We start from the raw sequence: 19,095 nt of genomic DNA, 5'->3' as shown, positions 1-19,095 counted from the left end.
TATCACGGCTAAAATTAAGACTTATATTAAGACTTAGGCAACTTGAACGTCCAAACAGAACCCCCTTGATTCAGGTGTTTAATCCGTTTAGCCACTTCGCCACCCCAAAGTGGTACCGCACCACCCCAGCCAGAGACAACCGAGAGAAACTGTTCGCCATCTTGCTGCCAAGTAATCGGTGAACCCACGATACCAGAGCCGGTATTGAACTGATATTTCAGCTCGCCAGTCTTCGCATCGAAGCCTTTTAGATAGCCTTCAGGCGTACCGATAAATACCAGATTACCTGCAGTGGTCAGTACACCACCCCAGAGTGGTGCGTAGTTCTGATAACGCCATACCTCTTTACCGGTTTTCGGATCCATCGCCCGAAGCACGCCGATATGACTTTCTTTCAAAGGCTTAATGGTAAAACCGGCACCAAGATAAGCCGCGCCTTTTTTATAGGCCGTTGGCTCGTTCCAGATATCCATGGCCCACTCATTCGATGGCACATAGAACAGTTCGGTCTGCTGACTATACGCCATTGGCATCCAGTTTTTACCCCCTAGGAAGGCAGGCACGGCACGCACCACCGAGCCTTTTTTACCCTCTTTATCGGCTGCTGGATTACCCGGACGAGAACTCTCGTTATAAATCGGCCGACCTTGCTTATCTAACCCTGAAGCCCAGGTGATCTCATCAACAAACGGAAAGCCGCGAATGAAGTCGCCATTGGTACGATTCAAAACATACATATAGCCGTTACGGTCAGCGGTGGCCGCCGCTTTAACGGTTTTACCCCCCTCTTTATAATCGAATGAGATCAACTCGTTGACCCCATCGTAATCCCAGCCGTCATGAGGCGTGGTTTGAAAGTGCCATACAATTTTGCCGGTATCTGGATCGATGGCTAAACGAGAGGAGGAGAACAGGTTATCACCCGGACGCATATGGGAGTTCCACGGCGCAGGGTTACCCGTACCGATAAACAACAGGTTAGTATCAGGATCATAGGTGCCACCTAGCCACGTCGCTGCACCACCACTTTTCCAAAGATCGCCCGGCCAAGTCTGACCCGCTTCACCACCGGAGATACCGTTTTCGATCTTCTTACCGTCTTTCCAGATATAGCCCATATGGCCTTCAACCGTCGGACGACTCCAGAGAATCTTACCGGTTTTAGCATCATAGGCTTCGGCTTTACCAACGATACCAAACTCACCACCGGACACACCGGTAATAACCTTGCCATCGACAATCATGGGCGCAGCCGTAATCGAGTAACCTTCTTTATAATCGGCTACTTTTTTCTTCCACTTAACTTTACCGGTTTTGGCATCTAGCGCCACTAGCTTCGCATCCAGTGTGCCGAAGATCACCAGATTGTCATACAGAGCGACCCCGCGGTTAATCACGTCACAACAGGGCATAATGCCATCGGGTAAACGCGCATTGTATTCCCACAACTCATCGCCGGTTTTGGTATCCACAGCGAACACGCGTGAATAAGAGGCAGTGACATACATCACCCCATCTTTCACCATCGGCTGAGATTCCTGACCCCGTTGCTTCTCACCCCCGAAGGAGAAAGACCAAACCGGACGCATGTCTTTAACGGTATCGGTATTGATCATATCCAGCGGACTATAACGCTGACCTCGCGGCCCCAGACCATTGGATACAACATCCTCGACCGTGGTTTGATCCTGCATAATATCGTTATCAGTGACGGCTGCCTGACTTAGGCCTGTGACAGACATGGCTGCTACCAGCGCTGTTACAGCAAAACTACCGCTGAACTTCTTCATTGCGTTGCCCCTTGTTTAAGGATGTTCTTATTTTTTAACTCTCAGCAAACCTGAGCAATGCTCAGGATCTATTGATATTTTGTAAATTTACACAAATTCCAACAATTGACCGGGAGAATGAGTTTTGTACTTACTTAGTCGTAATACCTACTTGATTAGTCAGCTTGCTAAGGAAAGTGCGAATAAGTCCGTTATGTTCTCTGCGGACATTAGAATGGCCAGATACGCGAAAGCCAGCGCAGCGAAATGTCTGGACCTTTTCAAGCTGGCTGACAAAGTAGATGACCATTCTAATATCCGCCCTTCGGGGCTTTCAGAGAAGCAGGATCTCAGCGTTAACATTTTTCGACGTACAACCAGTATGCCTGTAACTGTTGCCTTGATCTCCAGCTTCTCTGTCAGCCAGAGGCGTAATTGACTTATTCGCACCTTCCTTAGCGCCGACGCCCCTATTCAACAGGTATTCAAACAGGGTAACGGTTGCATGTGCAGTAAAATTTGATTAACCCTCAGCCACGTCAGCCAACGCCGCCTATGACTCTATCCCTATTGACTACTCTTCTCCGGTCGAATCTCCTCAGGTCAAATTTCCTCAGATCAAAACATGGCGTCATCAGTCTCACCCTCGGCCTGTTATCTATTAGCCTAGCGGGACAGGCCCGCACATCGCATCCTGACAGCGTGATTCATATCGGCGGTGACTATAACTATCCTCCTTATGAATTTATAAATGACGCGGGTGAAGCGGATGGTTACAACACCGAATTAACCCGTGCCATTGCCGAAGTGATGGGCATGAATATCGAAATCACCCTGAGTGATTGGGATACCACCCGCAAACGCTTTGAGCAAGGTGAGGTGGATGCAATGCAGGGGATGGTATATTCAACGGATCGCGCTAAGCAGTACCGTTTTTCACCGCCTCACGCCATCGTGCATCAATCTATTTTTGCCCGCCAAGGGATGCCGAAAGTGTCTCAGTTAGCCGATCTTCAAGGCCATGAGGTGATTGTCCAACGCGGCGGGATCATGCATGATTATCTACAACTAAACAGTGTGGGCGCTCAACTTATTCTCGTAGACACTCATACTGCGGCCTTACGTTTACTCGCATCGGGTCAACATGATTATGCCTTAGTCGCCAATCTACCCGGTCTCTATTTAGGGCAAGAGTTAGCCTTGTCTAATATTGTCCCGGTTGGTAAACCATTCGGGGCACAGCATTACGGCTATGCTGTGCTTAAGAATAACGAAGAGCTACTCTCTCAATTCAGCGAGGGGCTCGCTATTCTTAAAAATACAGGTCGCCAACAAGCCATCTATGATCGCTGGCTAGGGCCATTAGAGAACGCCGGCCTGCCTTGGAAAAAGATTGGCCAGGCCGCCGCACTGATCTCCGGCTTACTGCTGATTATTCTCGGCGGTATCGTTATCTGGAATCGCATGTTAAAACGCCAAGTAAGCCTGCGCACCGAAGAACTAAAACTACAACAACAGCAACTCCTGCAAGCCGATAAAATGACCTCATTAGGTATACTGGTTTCCGGTGTCGCCCATGAGATCAACAACCCCAGCAGTCTACTATTACTTAATCTCCCCGTATTAAAAGAGATTTATCAAGATGTAGAAGAGATACTGGAAGCCCACTATCAAACCCATGGTGATTTTTATATGGGCGGTTTAACCTATAGCCGTATGCGTCATGAGATTACCCCGATGCTTGATGATATGCTGGCGGGAACGAACCGCATCCGTCGTATTGTCGATGATTTACGTGACTTTGCCCGTCAAAGCCCTAGCGATCTCAATGAAACGGTTGATCTTAACGAGGTACTTGCCACCGCTATTCGTTTGGTAGACAACACCATTCGTAGCGCGACTGATCATTTCAGTGTGACTTACGCCAGCGCCATACCTCCTTTTAGGGGCAATGCTCAACGTATCGAACAGGTGATCATCAATCTGATCGTCAACGCCTGTCAGGCACTAACATCGACTCAGCAGTGCATTGCGATCAAAACCTATTATCGCCCTAAAGAAAAGCAGCTCTGTCTTGAGATTAAAGATCAAGGCTGTGGTATCGATGATGATAATATGTCGCGCCTGAGTGATCCTTTTTTCACCACCAAACGCGAACAAGGCGGCACCGGCCTCGGGCTTTCGGTGTCCGCGAGTATTGTCCAAGAACACGGTGGCAATCTCGTCTACGACTCAACGCTCGGCCAAGGCACCTTGGTCACTCTACTGTTACTCTCTCAGGAGGCCCGTGAATATGAATGACAACCGCTACCCTAGCTTTGGCGTCTTACTGGTTGATGATGAGGCCTCTTTTTTACGCAGCCTCAGTATTGCGTTGGAACGTCTTGGCGGTATCAATCATATCTACCGCTGCGATGATAGCCGACAGGTGATGGATATCATCGCACGAGAACCGATCGGTCTGGTGTTACTCGATCTCACCATGCCCCACCTATCAGGCGACCGGCTATTGCAACAGATTGTAGAAGAGCACCCCGAAGTCGGCGTTATCATCATCAGTGGCTTAAATCAGTTAGAAACCGCCGTAAAATGCATTCGTCTTGGCGCGTTTGATTATTTCGTCAAAACCACCGAAGAAGAACGCTTAATCGAAGGTGTCCGGCGCGCAATTCAGCTACAGGAGATGCGTCAAGAAAGTCAGGCGATGCGACAGCGCTTTCTCACCGATACCCTAGAACGACCCGAGGTATTTGCCGCTATCATTACTCAAGATAAGAGCATGCGCTCGGTGTTCCAATACCTTGAATCTATCTCAACCAGCAGTCAACCGGTACTCATTATGGGAGAAAGCGGTACCGGCAAAGAACAGATTGCTCATGCGGTTCATACCCTCAGCCGTGCCAGTGGCCCACTGATCAGCGTTAATGTGGCGGGACTCGATGATAACGTGTTTGCCGACACGCTGTTTGGTCATCAACGGGGCGCCTTTACCGGGGCCGATACCGCTCGTGCCGGTATGATTGAACAAGCGACCGGCGGTACTTTGTTTCTCGATGAGATCGGCGATCTCAGTCTCGCCTCACAGGTCAAACTTCTACGGCTATTACAAGAGGGCGAATATTACCCTCTCGGCAGTGATCGAACCAAGCGCATTCGCGCCAGAGTCATTGTTGCCACGCATCACAATCTTGAAGCAAAACAGCAATCCGGCGAGTTTCGTAAAGACCTCTATTACCGTTTACGCTTCCATCAGGTGACGCTTCCACCATTACGCCAACGTAAAGGGGATATTACCCTCCTGTTAGAATATTTCCTCACAGAAGCCGCCGAGGAATTACACAAAAACAAACCCACTATCCCGAAAGAGCTACCCGTTTTGTTAGCCAACTACGCTTTCCCAGGTAATGTGCGTGAACTCAAAGCACTGGCATACGATGCCATGAGTCAGCACCGCTCACGGATGCTATCAATGGAGGTGTTCCGTCGTCTTTTAAATCAAGATATGCCCGCCGAACCCGACACCGATACAGCGCCTCTGTTCAACCCAGATCAACCCCTACCCACCCTACAAGAAGCTGGCGAGTTATTAGTCGCCGCCGCCATGCAGCGGGCTCAAGGTAATCAATCATTGGCTTCTCGCTTACTGGGTATCTCACAACCCGCGCTCAGTAAGCGCTTAAAAAAACAACAAACAGACCTCTGCAATAAGGCTGAACAATAGTATTTTCAGCCCCCATCAACCCCTATAACCACTGGTTTGGCTATAACCAAACGCTAATACTCTAATTAATTGATTTATAATACTTTTTAAGGCAATCAGAAAAGCATGGCTGATTTTCTATTCGTTTGGTTATAACCCTTTAAACCTGCCACCATCCTTTCCCTCCACTCATTTTCCCATAAAAAACAACATCTTAGATAAATCATGCAACATTGGCACTCTCTCTGCAGTGTAATCTGCCTTAAGTACTCTAATCAGCCCGTCTTGACCTGAACAGCCTAAGTTGAACAGCTGATGTGGCTGTGCCAATCCAAGCGACACAAACGACATCGATTTTGGAGTCGGCCGATCAGTCATTGACGACAAGCAGCGCTCATCAACAAAGCGGCAGTTAATAACCGTCTCAAACCCAATCAGAGGATTAACCGACAACATTACACCACTCAATGAAGTGAATCACATCAGCCACAGCCCAGCAGGGGCCGATCAAATAACTATATTAAAGGATCAGACTTATGCCACAAACACAGGTAAATGATAGCCGCACAGGATTCTGGAGCCGCCTCGCACTTTGGAAAAAGATCATGGTGGGAATGGTGCTCGGCGTTGCCGCCGGCGCCATAATGGGACCCGATGCTGAAATGCTCAAGCCGATTGGTACTCTGTTTATCAATGCGATTAAGATGCTGATCGTACCGTTAGTCTTCTGCTCCCTAGTGGTGGGTGTTACCTCCATGCAAGACACCCGTAAGATGGGGCGTATCGGTATTAAATCGGTCGCGCTTTACTTATGCACTACGGCAGCGGCCATTAGTATTGGCTTAGGTCTAGCAACTCTGTTCACACCCGGTGAAGGGCTCAATATGGCCATCACCGAGACAGCCGCCGCCGGTAAGGAAGCCCCGACACTGGTACAAACACTCCTGAACATGATTCCCAAAAATCCCGTTAGCGCACTGGCCGCCGGTAATATTTTACAAATCATCGTCTTTGCATTGGGATTGGGTATCGCCCTCACACTCTGTGGCGAAAAAGCAGAGCCGGCGATTAAACTGTTCGAAAGCCTCGCGGAAGCGATGTACAAGCTCACCGAAATGGTCATGAAGTTAGCCCCTTACGGTGTCTTCGGCTTGATGGCTTGGGTCTCCGGTAAATACGGTATGGATATTCTATTACCACTGATAAAAGTAATCGTCGTGGTCTACATCGGCTGCCTCATCCATGTATTAGTCTTCTACAGTGGCTTAATCAGTGTCCTCGGCCGACTCAATCCAATGCCTTACCTTAAAGGCCTGTTAAACCCCGCCGCCGTTGCGTTTACCACCACCAGTAGCTCAGGCACATTACCTGCCACCATTAAAGCCGCTCAGGAAGAGATGGGCGTCTCGAAAAGCATCTCCAGCTTTATTCTCCCCCTTGGAGCGACCATCAATATGGATGGTACTGCCCTGTATCAAGGCGTTTGCGCCCTCTTCATCGCTCAAGCCTTTGGCATTGATTTATCCATGTCGGATTACATCCTGATCATTATGACTTCTACCCTCGCCTCCATCGGCACCGCCGGTGTTCCCGGAGCCGGTTTGATCATGCTATCACTGGTACTCACCACAGTAGGCCTGCCAATTGAAGGTCTTGCGATTGTTGCCGGTATCGATCGAATTCTCGATATGGCACGTACCAGCGTCAATGTCTGTGGTGACCTGATGGTGACTATCTTGGTGGGTAAAAGCGAGAACGAGCTGGACGAGTCGGTCTATAACGCTTCAACAGAAGCCGATACGGCTAGCGTTTAACACGCACCGATAAAACCCGGTTAGCCGAGGCGAACCGGGTTTTCTGCTGTCATACAGTCGCTTTATAAAGCCTCACGCCCATGCGCTGAGGTAAAGTCAAGTTCAGGTCCTACCGGCACCACGCGGGTAGGATTGATCATTTGATGACTGTAATAATAGTGCTGCTTAATTTGTTCGATATTGACAGTCTCAGCCACCCCGGCTATCTGATACAGCTCACGCAGATAACCACTGATATGCGGAAACTCACGCAACTGCTTTAGGTTGCATTTAAAGTGGCCGTGATACACCGCATCAAAACGAATCAAGGTGGTAAACAGCCGCCAATCCGCTTCGGTTATCGCGGTGCCGGTCAAATAACGCTGCTCAGCAAGAAGTGTCTCGACTCGCGCTAAACTGTCAAACACCGCTTTCACATTATGCTCATAAGCTGCTTGCGTGGTAGCAAACCCGGAGCGATAGACGCCGTTATTAATATCGTTATAAATCCATTCATTCAGCTGTTCAATCTCAGCCCGTTTCGCTACAGGCCAATAATCTTGGCGATTACCCGTCAACTCATCGAACGCTGAATTAAACATGCGAATAATTTCCGCTGATTCATTGCTCACAATGGTCTGTTGCTGCTTGTCCCATAACACCGGCACCGTGACCCTGCCGGTATAATCCGGCTGTACCCGAGTATAAAGCTGATGCATAAAGGCGGAATCATAAAGGTCATCACCACTAGAACCCGTGGCACGATCAAAGCTCCAGCCCTGATCCAGCATATTTGGGCTTACCACCGAGACACTAATCAGCGACTCCAGCCCTTTAAGTTTACGAAAGATCAGCGTCCGGTGTGCCCAAGGACAAGCTAGCGATACATACAGGTGATAGCGCCCTTGCTCTGCTTTAAAACCAGCGTCACCAGTAGGTCCAGCCGAGCCATCGGCGGTAACCCAGTGACGAAAGCCGGCCTGCTCGCGAACAAATTCGCCTTTTGAGTTTTTGGTTTCATACCAACGATCATGCCACTTACCTGCTATTAACAACCCCATCACAACCTCAATGCTATCTGCTACGTTTCGATCCGGCTAACGACCCGGTATTCCCGTAGTAGTATTGACTCAATACGATTCACTAAACGCAATGAATGAAGAGCTATGCACTCTCCCTACTCAGGAACTCATGATAAGTTCTACTTTGTGAAATAAAATTACTTAATTTCGTATTTTATATTCGTAAATTTAGAAACATCTTATTCGCAACACTGGTGTAGCAACTCAGCCATACGCGTGAGACCGGGACCCACTCTGCTGTGCTGGGCATAATAAAGCTGTAACGTCATGCGCCGACTGCCGCCTATTTGTAGTGGTACAAGTCTAAGCGAACCGTCGTCCAATAGCGTGCGAATACGCGTCAATGGCAACCAAGCAAACCCCATCCCGCGACAAATCATCTCAATAGAGGTTGCAATATTACTCACGGTCCAACGTGCATCGGCTTTCAGCCAACCCGAATCCACTTTTTGATCCAACGCCGAATCCCGTGTTACCACTTGTCGAAAGTTCACCAAATCATCAACCAACAGTGGTTGCACACCATCATAAAGATCAAATAAGGGGTGTGATGGTGCAGCAACGGCCATAAAATCGAGTGTAAACAACGGTTCAGCCATAAAATGAGATACCCCCGAACCGGCAATCGCCAAATCAACCTGACCCTTAACCAACGCTTCCGCTGCCCCCGACAGTACAGTTTCATACAGCTGGATACGGGTATTTGGATACTCATTTGAAAATTGCTCTAGCACGCTGCCGATATAATCCGGCGGAAAGGTCTGATCAACTGCAATCGATATTTCAGGTTCGACCCCAGCATGAAAACTTTCAGCCAAAGCATCAATCGTGGCCGCCGATTCCAACAACTGTTCGGCGCGACGCAATAATAAACGTCCCGCATCGGTGAGATACGCCTTGCGCCCCTTCACCTCTAACAGTTTGACATCTAGCATCTGTTCCATTTTCTGAACAGCATGATGAATACTCGACTGACTCTTATGTACAGCTTGAGCGGCATGAGCAAAGCCGCCATGATCCACAACCGCTTTTAGCATGCGCCACTGCTCTAATGTTACTTTCACGCCGGCATACCTTTCTAAAAAATAGAATATTTAAGACTATTTATACCAATTTTCATTCCACAATAAAGGATTAATATCGATGTATCGCTCGCGATAAAGCGGCTGATTCTCGCCACCATAGGAGAAAACAATGACGATTCAAATCATCCCCAGCCACCCCACTTCGGATGGTGCCGGAGTAAAAATACAACGCATCCATGGCTTCCAACAAAACCAGCTCGATCCTTTTTTAATGCTCGATGAGATCCGCTCGAACAATCCGGATGATTACGGCTCTGGCTTTCCAGCCCATCCACACCGAGGAATCGAAACCCTTACCTACATGCGTCATGGCGGTTTTGTTCATGAGGATCATCTCGGTAATAAAGGAACGATTCAAAGTGGAGAAGCCCAGTGGATGTCAGCCGGACGAGGTATCATTCATTCAGAGATACCGTTGCAGCAGGATGGCTTAATGCACGGTTTTCAGCTGTGGATAAATCTACCGGCCAAGCACAAAATGAAACCGGCAGACTGGCAAGATATTAGCTGTGAACAACTACCGTGGCAGCCCTTAACCAAGGCTGAGCTAAAAGTGATTGCGGGGCAATACGTTATTGTTGATGCGCCCGGAAGCGACAAAACAACAAGCAGCCAAACCTTCAGCGGGCCATTACAGCAACTTCCCAGTGCCGCCGCCGTGGCTGATTTATGCCTCAAGCCCGATGGCGAAATATGCCTTGAAACGAGTATCAAGCGAACTTTGTTAGTGTATGTCTATGAAGGTGAACTCAGCCTCAACGGCCAGCCATTAACAAGCCAGCAGATGGCCAAACTACAGAGTGCCGATACTTTGCAAATCCGTTCAGCTAAAGGAGCTGGTGCATTACTATTAAGCGGTCAACCGCTAAATGAACCGGTGGCTCATTACGGCCCCTTTGTCATGAATACTCAGGCGGAGATCGATCAAGCGATCCGCGCTTATCAGCAAGGGACGCTAACCGACTAAAGAGACAAGCGTCGGCTAGATTAATCCGGCGTTGCTTTGATTATGCAGCATGCTAGCTTATAAAAGCCCATCGGCGATCAATTTCACTCCGATGATTAGCAACATAAACAAAATAATCCGATAGAACAACTGATCATCCAACTTTTTATGGATGATTAACCCCAACCGAATCCCAACTAAAGCAATAGGTGCCAACACCAAACCAACCAGCAGATTATCCGTATTAATTTGTCCCAGTGCGCCGTATGCAAACAGTTTGACAAAGTTAACGATCGCCAGAAAAACCACCGCCGTGCCCAAAAATTGCTCTCGGGGGAGCTTCATCGGCAACAGATAAAAGTTCATCGGCGGCCCACCCGCGTGGGCGATAAAACTGGTAAACCCCGCTAAAGTACTGGCAATATAACCAATCATCGAAGAACCACTGCGTCCTAGACGTGAACCTTTCAACAGCCCCCATAGTGCAAAACCGATCGATAGCACACCCAATAACAAACGCAAAATAGCATCGTTCAGATAGCCGAACAGCCAATAACCGATCAAGATCCCAACAATCGCCCCGGGCACCATAATCTTCAGTAGATCAATACGCTTACTGTGCCACCATGCCCGCACACTGAAAAAATCCATCAAGATCAATAACGGCAACATAATTGCGGCGGCTTGCACCGGGCCGATATACAGCGACATCAGCGGCACACTGATCACCCCCACTCCACCGGCAAACCCCGATTTAGAGATCCCGGTTATTAACACACCCAAGCCGGCTAACAACCAAAAAGCCGCACTGAAAGATAACAGTTGATCCATATAACGCCCCACAAAAACAGCATCTTATCTTGATCTTTAAGTAGAGAAAACTCATCGCCGTATTTACAGCCCCCCCCTGACAGGGTAAAACAGAGTTAAACTGTTTCACGTGTGAATCGATATGATCAGAATTAAACGCGCTTCAGATCGGGGATACACCCATTTCGGCTGGCTTGAATCTCGACATATATTCTCTTTTGGTAGTTATTTTGATCCCGATTGGATGGGCATATCCGAGTTACGGGTTGCCAATGAAGATCTACTACACCCAGGTGCCGCGATTGACCCCAGTACTCACCTTGATATGGAAATAATCTCTGTCGTGCTTGAGGGTAAAAACCTGCATACAGACTCCCTCGGCAGCCGTAAGCTGCTGCAAGGACGGAGCCTGCAACTGCTCAGTACCGGTACCGGCGCCGAATTCACAGAACAAAACGCCTCTCTCGAAACCTCACTCAAAATGCTGCAGTTTTGGGTAGTGCCGGATAAAACCGGTCAAACGCCTCGTTATCAATCACGCAAACTGTTAAGCCGCGAAGGTGTACAACTCATTATTTCGGCCGATGGTCGCGATGACTCGCTGCAAATAGCACAGCAAATTGAGATGTATCAGTTTCGTTTACACCACAAAGGCTACGGGTTACCCGCTTCTAGGCATGGCTTCCTTTACCTGTTTCGAGGTCAACTAGAAGTGAATGGCAGCATTCTTGAAGCCGGTGACGCGATGCTGTTTGACGATGAGCCGATGATCTCTCTGAGAGGTATCAACAGAGCTGAAGGTTTTTATTTCACCCTGCCCTGATCGCCCTCCCCCGCGCTAAAGCCATTAAAATCAGTCTAGTTTTCATCACAGTTGATTGAGAATTAGCCCTACTCAGCAACATTGCAGTCGCTATTATTGCCATAAGGTAATCTGATAAATTTTACGTCGATTGGCAGCAGCATAAAAATCGAAACGTGGGCTGACTGACATCAATAAGCAGACGATGCCATAAAAATTCTATAAATTTATTTTGCATTGCACAAAATATTGGTTATATTGTAAGGGCACTTTGCTTTTTGAGCCACTAAATTTGGCTTATTTAGACCCGGCGCCCGCCGGGTCCTTTTTTTTCGCAGCGCACAATAAAGCCCAGTATCAGCCGAAAAAAAGCATCAAGTAAGAATAAATATAACGCTCAAACCCCATTTAAGGTTACATCTTGGAAAGAAAACACCTCGAAACAGCGAATATAAAACGGGAATTTACCTAAACTTTACGCCTTATTATTTCCTTTTTCGCTTTATACCATCACTCGGTCGGCTCTCCTGTGGATTGTCAGGCCATTGATGTTTAGGATAACGTCCTTTCATATCTTTCTGTACATCACGATAACCATTCGCCCAAAAACTGGCGAGATCCTGAGTCACCGCCAATGGCCGACGCGCAGGCGATAGCAGATGTATTTTTAATGCCACACCATACCCGATCACCGGCGTATCGATGGAACCAAACATCTCCTGTAACTTAACCGCCAGCACCGGTGGGTTATCACTGTAATCGATCACAGCACTATGACCTGAAGGCAGCGCTAAACGTACTGGCGCCAACCTGTCTAGCTCATTAGGCAGCGGCCATGGCAACATTGCCTGTAAAATCGATGCTAGATCCAAGCGAGAAAAATGATTCAGATGACTGATGGGATCGAGATAGGGAGTCAGCCACTGTTCCAGCTCAGCCAATAAGGCGTTATCCGACAGATCAGGCCATGCCCCCGCCGGCTGCGTCTGATAGAGAAAATTCACTCGCTGACGCCAGCGATTGATTGCATCATTCCAGGGTAATAAAGTCAGCCCCTGTTTACGCACCTGCTCAATCAAGATACGATTTTTAGCCGCCAACGGAATCGTTTTTAGCTCTTCCCGTTGCACCACTAAGACCCCAATACGCTGCTGTAACTCGCAACACATACGGTTCTGTTGTCGATCCCACTCCACCACCGTTTGCGGCTCAATCAAACCGGCCAACTCAGTATCAAACAAGCTTGTCGATAATGGACACGCCAGAAAGACACGATCAGCGCTCTGTCCCTGCATACCGCCGCAATTAGCCACCGCCAACCAAGGGTGCTTTGCCAACCGATCGCCATCGACGAGGCGTACCGCACGACCACCACTCAACTGATAATCGCCGCCGGATTGCCGCTGCGCCGCAATGCGATCCGGATACGCTTGAGCGATCAGCACTCCGATCATCTCTAATTCCGACAATTCCGATGACACGGGGGTTAAATCGATCAAATATTGACGACAGAGTCGAAAAAACTGCTGACTCAGTTGCCGAATCCGCTGCAATAAGCCTTTTTGCCGTGCATCGCAATGCAACGCTCCCGCTAACCAACTCAAGCGGCGCGTGAAATCGGCATCACCGTTCAATGGATCCCGTTCACTCAGCAAGGCGGCTATATCGCAGGCTAGCCGAGCAGCGCCTGCTTGCCAGCCCACCAACAGCAGATGAGCGAGTCGAGGATGCAGTGGCAATCGTGCCATTAATTCACCGCTAGCGGTCAACTGAAAACCCTTGTCAGTCGTATGTAACGCGCGCAAACGTATAAGTAGCTGCCGTGCTTGATTCAATGCCGCGGCCGGCGGCGGATTCAGCCAGCGAAGCTCAGTCGGATCATCAACACCCCAACGCGCTAACTGTAATGCCAAGGCGGTCAGATCGGTAGACATGATTTCAGGGGTTGCATGAGGGGCCAACTGTTCTTGTTGCGTCTGCGACCATAGCCGATAACAACAACCCGGCTGCATTCGGCCTGCTCGTCCAGCCCGCTGAATACTGGCCGCCCGCGACACACGACAGGTGTGTAACCGCGTCATGCCACTGGCAGGGTCCAAACGTGCCTCACGACTCAAACCGGCATCAATCACTACCCGAATACCTTCAATCGTTAAGCTGGTTTCGGCAATATTGGTGGCCAATACCACCTTACGCTGCCCCTCAGCGGCTGGCGCGATGGCCTGCTGCTGCGCCTGTATGCTGAGATCTCCATAGAGCGGGGCTAAGGCAACATTGGCTGGTAATTGATCGGTCAGTGCCCTCATGACTCGACGAATCTCCTGTTGCCCCGGCAAAAACACCAATAAACTGCCAGATTCATCCTCCAACGCCTGCCATACGGCACGCGCGACCTGCTGCTCTAACCGCTGATCACGGCCCAAGGTGCCTAAGTAATGGATATCAACCGGATACATCCGCCCTTCACTACTGATCAACGGTGCTTGCGGCAACAGCTGTTCAATGACGCGTTTATCCAATGTTGCCGACATTAGCAGTAACTTAAGCGGCTGCTCATCACGAAACAGTTCCCGCCCCTGCAGCGTCAACGCCAAACCAAAATCAGCATCGAGGCTACGTTCATGAAACTCATCAAAGATCACCAAGCCATAACCATCAAGGCTGGGGTCATCTTGTAACATGCGGGTTAAAATACCTTCGGTCACCACCTCAATCCGCGTCGTTGGGCCCACCTTAGAGTCCATACGCACGCGGTAACCGACCGTTTGCCCAACCGTCTCGTTAAGCTGTTCCGCCATCCGTCCTGCCGCCATGCGTGCAGCCAACCGTCGCGGTTCCAACAACAATATTTTTTGCCCTATCAGTTGCGGATGATGCAGGAGTTCGAGTGGCACCAGCGTTGTTTTACCCGCCCCCGGCGGTGCCTCAAGAACCACCTCATGGTGTTCGCTCAAGGCAGTATTTAGCTGATCCAGTACGTCCGCGACGGGGAGAGTATTCATCGGTGAAATAATTCCGGTATAGGCGATAAAACAGTAGCGGCTATTCTAACAGCCAGACATAGAATTACCGGCAAAAAAAACGCCATACGAATGGATGACGTTATTCGCAGGCGAGATTAAGCGGCACTCTCACAGTCAGCAGCTTACATTACCGAGTCAGCCTCACCGCGTGCGATGCGACTCATCGGCTGCATGGGTATGTCCATATGCGTGCCCTTGTTTCGAGTGCTGTTGTCGCTCGCCCTTAACGTTATAATCATCACGATGGCCCTTATCAATCCACTGACTCAGTTGAGCGAGGTTGTCTTTCAGCGCCCCCTGTTCGGCGCTACTGATGCGACTGAAACGAACATCATGCTGTACCAGAGTTGCTAAGAGATTCATCGACACATTCGAGGCACTTTCGATAGTAGCCTCGCTACGACTCACCACGCCTTCAAGCTGCTCAACAAAGGGCATCAGCCTATTCTCTGAGGCAGTCGGGACGTTATCTGTCAGCGACTGAACTGTGCGATACTGCTCGACAGCGCGGTATTCAATCGTTTGCTGCATCGACAGATCCATCTGCGCCAAGTGTTCAGAATCAAACGACAGATCACCCACTTGTTGCATAGCCGTTTGTAAATCACCATTAAAGAAATTAGCGGCCAGTGATGATAATTCCTGAACTAGACTCGCAATCGCATCGATCTCATCGGCATCTAGCTCTCCGGCCACCGAAAAACCAAACTCGCTGCTTTGCCCTTTGTCGATACTGTATCGCTGTTGCTGCTGTCCCGCACTGCTACTCTGTGCATAATCAGCTTGATAGCCCGTCTCACTGCTAAAAGTTATCTCCACCTGATCACCATCTTGGGTGGTTAAGCTGAGACTAAAACTATCATCCCGACTAAATCGTTCGGATAACGAATAGGTCGCCCGTGTCGATGCCACATCATCACTCGACTGATCGCTAACCGCCGCGGTAGTCGTGCGTTGCGCATCTGACGGCGTCGTCCCAGGGTACGTCAACAGAGGAAAAGAGCTGAAATTAAACATCATCGATACCGATTTTATGATTCAATCAAATGGTTATCGTCCATCAGCGCTAAAGCTATAATGAAAAAAAATCATACAACCGTTTACCAAGCGATCATTCCCCTTAAGCAAACAGGCTAACCTAGCCGACCTGCACCTCAAGCAACTCAGCTTATAGCTCAACGGATAAGCACTACGCTTCGCACTACGCTCAACATCATATTTAACAGCGTCAACCCGTCACGCATCGACTTGGCACGCAAGGAGGCCAACAAGGCACGCAAAGATATTCCCAGCGACACACAATCCCACTAAAGTTTTAGTCATGTCGATAAGCCATCGAAACGCCGCCTGTGCTCATCCTTTGATAACGTCATCACGTCAAGCAAATGGATAATAATCAGTCGAAAGCCATGCGCTATCGTCAAACCAATCACTGCATTAAAACCAACGTGCCAAGAAAATGACTCTTCTTGGCACGTTCAGTTGCTCTTAGCGACTACTAATCCATCCGCAACGATGGCTAAGAACAGCAAGACAATAATTCTAATTTCGTGCCCTGCACGTTGCTTCGAGGAGATACTTACACATGCAAGCATTTGTCGATTTCACTAACGGCATTATCTGGAGTCCAGCACTGATCTATCTGTGTCTGGGTGCCGGTCTTTTCTACTCTATCCTGACACGCTTTGTGCAGGTGCGAATGTTCCGCGAAATGTGGATTCTGCTGTTCTCCGGCAAAGCCTCTGAAAAAGGCATCTCGTCTTTCCAAGCGCTGGCGGTCTCACTCTCAGGCCGTGTCGGTACGGGTAACATCGCGGGTGTTGCCGCCGCCATCGGCTTTGGCGGCCCGGGTGCGGTTTTCTGGATGTGGGTCGTCGCCTTCTTAGGCGCTGCAACGGCCTATACCGAATCGACGCTGGCACAGATTTATAAAGAGGAGCACGAAGGCCAATACCGTGGCGGCCCCGCGTTCTACTTTGAGAAAGCCATGGGTCAAAAATGGTTTGCTTGGATCTTTGCAATCGCCACTATTTTGGCCTGCGGAGTATTTCTGCCGGGGGTCCAATCTAACAGTATCGGCAATGCCGTTGAAGCCACGTTTGGCACCGGTGAAATGATCGAAACCGCCATGGGGACACTCAGCTTCGCTAAAATCCTCACCGGCACCATCGTTGTGTTGGTGCTAGGTTTCATCATTTTTGGTGGGGTAAAGCGGATTGCCAGCTTCACTCAGATTGTTGTGCCATTCATGGCGCTGGCTTACATCATTATCGCGGGCGTTATCGTGTTACTCAACATCGATATGCTGCCAGGTATTATCGGCATGATTCTTGACGATGCCTTCACGCCAATGGCTGGCATGGGTGCTGCCATCGGCTGGGGGGTAAAACGCGGTGTTTATTCTAACGAAGCCGGTCAGGGTACTGGGCCACACGCGGCTGCAGCGGCTGCCGTAGAGCATCCCGCACAACAGGGATTGGTTCAAGCGTTCTCCGTTTATATCGATACCTTGTTTGTCTGTTCGGCAACGGCTTTCATGATTCTGATTACCGGTGCCTACAACGTTCACGGTGCAGGTGATGCCTTCTTAGTGCAAAACCTCAGCGCGGATATCGCCGCCAACGGCCCCCTGTTCACTCAAACCGCCATCGAAAGCGTACTGCCAGGCTTAGGTAATCCATTTATTGCTTTTGCCCTGTTCTTCTTCTCTTTCACCACTATTTTAGCTTACTACTACATCGCCGAAACCAATATTGCTTATATCCAGCGTACCATTGACATCCCGGGTATGGTGGGTGCTCTGAAGCTCGTTTTGATGGCAGCCACCTTCTACGGTGCCGTGAAAACAGCCAACCTAGCATGGGGCTTAGGTGATATCGGTGTAGGCCTGATGGCATGGCTAAATATTGCCGGCATTCTAATCATTTTCTTTATGTCAAAGCCGGCACTAAAAGCATTGCATGACTATGAAGCACAGCACAAAGCCGGTGTTAAAAATTACACCTTTAATCCACTGAAACTGGGTATTAAAAACGCCACTTTTTGGGAAAAGCGCTACGAGAAAAAAATGGCGAGCCAACAAAAAGTGTCCGAAAAAGTAACCGAAAAACAGGTTGAATCGGTCTAAACGATGTCACCCTGATTTAACACCGACATAAACTCAAGCCCGCCCTGCTAGCAGCGCGGGCTTTTCTCTATAAAAGCCCCTATTACAAATAGACTATTGCAGTACTGCGCTCCGCCTTCTTATAATCATCTCTAAAGCTAAGCAACTCTATTTAGGCAGCTATTTCCGTGAGAGTCCTCGGTGTAATCCCCTCTATCATCATCCACGTGCTACTCGTCATACTGCTCCCTTCAAACGGTTATGCTAGCGCCTGTCAAACAACATTTTCCGTCGCTTGGCTGGAATGGAAACCGTATCAGATGCTTGAAAACAATCGCATCACCGGTCTCGATATCGCACTGCTTAAAGCCATCATGGATCACGCCGGATGCCCCTATCAGCTTAAAAACATTCCCTGGGAGCGGACTAAACGCTATATAAAATCTGGCGAAATCGATTTAGCCATTGGCGCCTCCAAAACGCCTGAACGAGCCAGCTGGGCCAATTTTTCCGAGCCTTATCGTTCAGAAACCATGGCCATCTTTGTCCGTACCGATGAATATCCTATCTGGAATGCCGCGCACAACTTCGAACAACTCGCTCGCTTAACCCCCCGAGCAGCAGTGATACACGGCGCCTTTTATGGCGAGGCTTGGAATCAAATCAAAGATGAATTACAGGTCCATCAGTTGAGTCAATATGAGCAGCTTTTCAAAATGTTACATATCCGGCGCACCAATATTGTCTTAAATGATCTCTATAACGGTAAGGTATTGTTACAAGAGTTTGGATTTGAAGATCAGATCACCACCCTCGATTGGCATGCCAGTATTGATCAGATTCATTTCATGTTTAGCCAAAAAACAGTGCCTCAGGCGGATATTGATCGTATTAACCACTCGATTCGTCAATTGCGTCAATCGGGGCGTCTTGAAGAGATCATCAGCGCCTATCACTAACACGGCTAAGCGGCACGCTA

13 protein-coding genes are annotated in these 19,095 nt (G+C 49.1%); 7 read left to right on the top strand and 6 right to left on the bottom strand.

The window, feature by feature from the left end:
• Nucleotides 1–26: 26 nt before the first annotated feature.
• Nucleotides 27–1,790 carry a PQQ-dependent methanol/ethanol family dehydrogenase gene (locus Q4488_RS01525; protein WP_303578686.1) on the bottom strand — a complete coding sequence of 588 codons (1,764 nt, stop codon included), beginning with the start codon at nucleotides 1,788–1,790 and terminating at the stop codon, nucleotides 27–29.
• Between the two features lie 681 nt (nucleotides 1,791–2,471).
• On the opposite strand from Q4488_RS01525, the gene Q4488_RS01520 reads away from it, so the two are divergent.
• The 3 genes from Q4488_RS01520 (at nucleotide 2,472) to Q4488_RS01510 (ending at nucleotide 7,283) form a co-directional block, all read left to right on the top strand.
• Nucleotides 2,472–4,070 carry a transporter substrate-binding domain-containing protein gene (locus tag Q4488_RS01520; protein ID WP_303578685.1) on the top strand — a complete coding sequence of 533 codons (1,599 nt, stop codon included), beginning with the start codon at nucleotides 2,472–2,474 and terminating at the stop codon, nucleotides 4,068–4,070.
• Nucleotides 4,063–5,490, top strand: coding sequence for a sigma-54 dependent transcriptional regulator (locus Q4488_RS01515; protein WP_303578684.1), 1,428 nt, complete (start codon nucleotides 4,063–4,065; stop codon nucleotides 5,488–5,490). Before Q4488_RS01520 ends, Q4488_RS01515 begins: the two co-directional genes overlap by 8 nt.
• Before the next feature lie 515 nt (nucleotides 5,491–6,005).
• Nucleotides 6,006–7,283, top strand: coding sequence for a dicarboxylate/amino acid:cation symporter (locus Q4488_RS01510; RefSeq protein ID WP_303578683.1), 1,278 nt, complete (start codon nucleotides 6,006–6,008; stop codon nucleotides 7,281–7,283).
• 62 nt (nucleotides 7,284–7,345) lie between these two features.
• On the opposite strand, the gene Q4488_RS01505 is transcribed toward Q4488_RS01510, so the two are convergent.
• Complete coding sequence (locus Q4488_RS01505; RefSeq protein ID WP_303578682.1) at nucleotides 7,346–8,323, bottom strand: glutathione S-transferase family protein; 978 nt, start codon at nucleotides 8,321–8,323, stop codon at nucleotides 7,346–7,348.
• 200 nt (nucleotides 8,324–8,523) lie between these two features.
• Nucleotides 8,524–9,408, bottom strand: a complete 885-nt coding sequence (locus Q4488_RS01500) for a LysR family transcriptional regulator (RefSeq protein ID WP_303578681.1) — start codon at nucleotides 9,406–9,408, stop codon at nucleotides 8,524–8,526.
• A gap of 130 nt (nucleotides 9,409–9,538) precedes the next feature.
• On the opposite strand from Q4488_RS01500, the gene Q4488_RS01495 reads away from it, so the two are divergent.
• On the top strand, nucleotides 9,539–10,396 hold the full coding sequence (locus Q4488_RS01495; protein WP_303578679.1) for a pirin family protein: 858 nt from the start codon (nucleotides 9,539–9,541) through the stop codon (nucleotides 10,394–10,396).
• Between the two features lie 57 nt (nucleotides 10,397–10,453).
• Here Q4488_RS01495 and Q4488_RS01490 read toward each other — a convergent pair whose 3' ends face one another.
• On the bottom strand, nucleotides 10,454–11,206 hold the full coding sequence (locus Q4488_RS01490) for a sulfite exporter TauE/SafE family protein (RefSeq protein ID WP_303578678.1): 753 nt from the start codon (nucleotides 11,204–11,206) through the stop codon (nucleotides 10,454–10,456).
• Between the two features lie 121 nt (nucleotides 11,207–11,327).
• Here Q4488_RS01490 and Q4488_RS01485 point away from each other — a divergent pair, with 121 nt between their 5' ends.
• A complete protein-coding gene (locus tag Q4488_RS01485) occupies nucleotides 11,328–12,008 on the top strand; it encodes a pirin family protein (RefSeq protein ID WP_303578677.1) in 681 nt (226 codons plus the stop codon).
• A gap of 464 nt (nucleotides 12,009–12,472) precedes the next feature.
• On the opposite strand, the gene hrpB is transcribed toward Q4488_RS01485, so the two are convergent.
• On the bottom strand, nucleotides 12,473–14,989 hold the full coding sequence (hrpB, locus tag Q4488_RS01480) for an ATP-dependent helicase HrpB (protein WP_303578676.1): 2,517 nt from the start codon (nucleotides 14,987–14,989) through the stop codon (nucleotides 12,473–12,475).
• A gap of 162 nt (nucleotides 14,990–15,151) precedes the next feature.
• Complete coding sequence (locus tag Q4488_RS01475) at nucleotides 15,152–16,027, bottom strand: hypothetical protein (protein WP_303578675.1); 876 nt, start codon at nucleotides 16,025–16,027, stop codon at nucleotides 15,152–15,154.
• A 568-nt stretch (nucleotides 16,028–16,595) separates the two neighbouring features.
• On the opposite strand from Q4488_RS01475, the gene Q4488_RS01470 reads away from it, so the two are divergent.
• Nucleotides 16,596–18,137 carry a sodium:alanine symporter family protein gene (locus Q4488_RS01470; protein WP_303578674.1) on the top strand — a complete coding sequence of 514 codons (1,542 nt, stop codon included), beginning with the start codon at nucleotides 16,596–16,598 and terminating at the stop codon, nucleotides 18,135–18,137.
• A 167-nt stretch (nucleotides 18,138–18,304) separates the two neighbouring features.
• On the top strand, nucleotides 18,305–19,075 hold the full coding sequence (locus tag Q4488_RS01465; protein WP_368411563.1) for a substrate-binding periplasmic protein: 771 nt from the start codon (nucleotides 18,305–18,307) through the stop codon (nucleotides 19,073–19,075).
• The last annotated feature ends 20 nt before the right edge of the window (nucleotides 19,076–19,095 follow it).

The organism is Amphritea sp. 1_MG-2023 (assembly GCF_030547545.1).
In the GTDB taxonomy this organism is placed as follows: domain Bacteria; phylum Pseudomonadota; class Gammaproteobacteria; order Pseudomonadales; family Balneatricaceae; genus Amphritea.
This window is presented reverse-complemented; position numbering and strand designations above follow the sequence as displayed.

Excerpts from the sequence above, each read along its gene's own strand:
- Q4488_RS01490 (WP_303578678.1), bottom strand. The coding sequence starts at position 11,206 with ATGGATCAACTGTTATCTTTCAGTGCGGCTTTTTGGTTGTTAGCCGGC.
- Q4488_RS01515 (WP_303578684.1), top strand. The coding sequence starts at position 4,063 with ATGAATGACAACCGCTACCCTAGCTTTGGCGTCTTACTGGTTGATGAT.
- Q4488_RS01505 (WP_303578682.1), bottom strand. The coding sequence starts at position 8,323 with ATGGGGTTGTTAATAGCAGGTAAGTGGCATGATCGTTGGTATGAAACC.
- Q4488_RS01475 (WP_303578675.1), bottom strand. The coding sequence starts at position 16,027 with ATGTTTAATTTCAGCTCTTTTCCTCTGTTGACGTACCCTGGGACGACG.
- Q4488_RS01485 (WP_303578677.1), top strand. The coding sequence starts at position 11,328 with ATGATCAGAATTAAACGCGCTTCAGATCGGGGATACACCCATTTCGGC.
- Q4488_RS01525 (WP_303578686.1), bottom strand. The coding sequence starts at position 1,790 with ATGAAGAAGTTCAGCGGTAGTTTTGCTGTAACAGCGCTGGTAGCAGCC.
- Q4488_RS01495 (WP_303578679.1), top strand. The coding sequence starts at position 9,539 with ATGACGATTCAAATCATCCCCAGCCACCCCACTTCGGATGGTGCCGGA.
- hrpB (WP_303578676.1), bottom strand. The coding sequence starts at position 14,989 with ATGAATACTCTCCCCGTCGCGGACGTACTGGATCAGCTAAATACTGCC.
- Q4488_RS01510 (WP_303578683.1), top strand. The coding sequence starts at position 6,006 with ATGCCACAAACACAGGTAAATGATAGCCGCACAGGATTCTGGAGCCGC.
- Q4488_RS01470 (WP_303578674.1), top strand. The coding sequence starts at position 16,596 with ATGCAAGCATTTGTCGATTTCACTAACGGCATTATCTGGAGTCCAGCA.